This is a genomic window from Micromonospora sp. NPDC049374 (assembly GCF_040677165.1).
Taxonomy (GTDB): Bacteria; Actinomycetota; Actinomycetes; order Mycobacteriales; family Micromonosporaceae; genus Micromonospora.
Genome location: NZ_JBFAQH010000042.1, coordinates 1 through 2349, shown reverse-complemented (window position 1 = coordinate 2349; position 2349 = coordinate 1). Strand labels below are relative to the sequence as shown.

1 protein-coding gene is annotated in these 2349 nt (G+C 73.9%); it reads left to right on the top strand.

The annotated features are described in order from the left end of the window. Positions 1-816 precede the first annotated feature (816 nt). Entirely contained in the window at positions 817-2151 is a 1335-nt protein-coding gene (locus tag AB0J93_RS30060; RefSeq protein ID WP_363925727.1) for an AAA family ATPase, read from the top strand. Positions 2152-2349 lie beyond the last annotated feature (198 nt).

Sequence of the window (2349 nt, the reverse complement as noted above, 5' to 3'; positions counted from 1 at the left end):
CGCCCGCGGGCGGGGCCCGGGCCGCGGGGGGGCCCGGCCCCGGGGGGGGGCCGGGGGGGCCCCTCCGGGGGGCGTTTGCCGCTGGCCCCCCCCCCCCCCCCGGGGGGGGCCCCCCCCCCCGGGCCCCCCCACCGCCTCGGCGCCCGACCCCGACCGGCCCGTCTCCGCGGCAACCAGTTCGCAGCTTGCGGCATGTCGGGCCTTCCGGTCCGCGGGAATCCCCGACATGCCGCATGTCGCGTCTCCATGGCCTCGCTGGCCCGGCCTCCTCGGTGCGGGCAGCCTGCCGCTCGTGCTGCGGCTCGGCTTCGGGGCCAGTTGACGAGTTCGTGGAACGCCATGCCGCGCCAGGAGGCAGGCCGGGCGGGCGGCGGGATGGCGGGATAGGCCGTGGGGGCCGCGCTTCGCGGGATGTTGGGCCTTCCGGTCGGCGGGAAGCCCCGACACGCCGCATATCGGTCGGCCGTGTCGGTGAGATCCGTCTTCGGCCGGCGGACCAGGGTGCCGGCGGGACCGCGTTCGGGTGAGCAGGGGCGTCAGGCCGCGTTGGGCCAGGTGCGGGGGCACCTCGGGCATGGCGCCGAGTTCCTCACGGCCGAACCTGCGTCCGGGCGGGTCGGCTCCCGGCCTCGCTCCTCGCGGCTTGCGGCATCTTGGTTCTTCCGGGCTACCGGAGACCCCGACATGCCGCATCCCGTGTCTGTTGGAGACCCCGCCGCCGTGTTTGTCGGAGACCCCCGCTCCCGTGTCTGGCGTCGGGTGGTGGGGCGGGGGCGGGACGGGGTGGCTGGCGGTAGGGTGCGGCCGGTGGGGCAGATGGGGTTGACGCCGGAGCTGGCGGTGCCGCCGGCGATCGAGGCCGAGCGGGTGATCACCGCCGTGCTGGCCGACCTGTGCTCGGGTGAGCATCGCGGCGTGGTGGTCGACTCGCCACCGGGGGCCGGCAAGTCGACCCTGGTGGTACGGGCCGCCATCGAGCTGGCGGGTGCCGGTGCGCCGTTGATGATCATTGCTCAGACGAACGAGCAGGTCGATGACCTGATCGACCGGCTCGCCACGAAGGCGCCGCAGTTGCGTGTCGGGCGGCTCTCCGCGGGCGACTACCAGGCGTCGCCCCGGGTGCAGGCGCAGCCGCAGGTCCGGGTTGCCGCTAAGGTCAGCGACCTGGCCGCCTCGGCCGTGGTGATCGGTACGGCCGCCAAGTGGGCCACGGTCACCGAGGGCTGCTGGCCGTGGGCGATCGTGGACGAGGCGTACCAGATGCGCTCGGACGCCCTGCTGCGCGTGGCCGGCAGGTTCGAGCGGGCCCTGTTCGTGGGTGATCCGGGGCAGCTCGATCCATTTTCTACTGTTGACAGTGACCGGTGGGCGGGGTTGACCTGGGATCCGATGCAGTCGGCGGTGGCGGTGCTGCTGCGGCACAACCCGCACCTGCCGGTGCACCGGCTGCCGGTCTCCTGGCGGCTGCCCGCCTCGGCGGCCCCGGTCGTGTCCCGCGCGTTCTATCCGTTCACCGGCTTCCGCGCCGGCACCGGCCCGGACGACCGGGCGCTGCACCTCACCGAGTCCGGGTCGGGTGACGCCGTCGACCGAGCGGTGGAGTCGGCCGCCGCCACCGGCTGGGGACTGTACGAGCTGCCGGCCCGGCACACCCTGCGTACCGACGGGGAGGCCGCCGCCGCGTGCGCCGAGCTCGCGCTGCGGGTGCTGCGGCGTGGGGCGGTCGCGGTCAGCGAGCAGGCGCCCGGCGGCGCGCCGGTCACCGCGGACCGGATCGCCGTCGGTGCCGCCCACCGTGACCAGGTCGCGGCCATCCGCGCGCGGCTCGGTGAGGCCGGTTCGGACGTCACGGTCGACACCGCCAACCGCCTCCAGGGCCGGGAGTACGACGTGACGATCGTGCTGCATCCGCTCTCCGGCCGGCGTGACGCGACCGCCTTCCACCTGGAATCGGGGCGGCTCTGCGTGCTCACCTCCCGGCACCGGCAGGCCTGCCTGGTGGTGGCCCGCGCCGGCATCGGCGAACTGCTGGACGCCCACCCCTCGACCGAGGCACCGCAACTGGACGTGCCGGTCCGGTTCCCGGACGGCTGGGAGGCCAACCAGGCCGTTCTCGCCCATCTCGCCAGGGTTGCCCAGCCGCTGCGTTGACCAGCGGCGACGGCATGCAGGATGAACGGATTCACGCCGTCGTCGATCACCGGGATTCGTGTCGGCGTCCCGATACAAGAGCGATTCAGATGATCTGTCGCCGTCTATAGAGCCTGTTTCTGATCTTCCTGACGGGCGTTGTGGTAGGTGCCAGGGAGCTCGGCGTGGCGGCTATCAATCGGTGACGGGCTCTTGGTA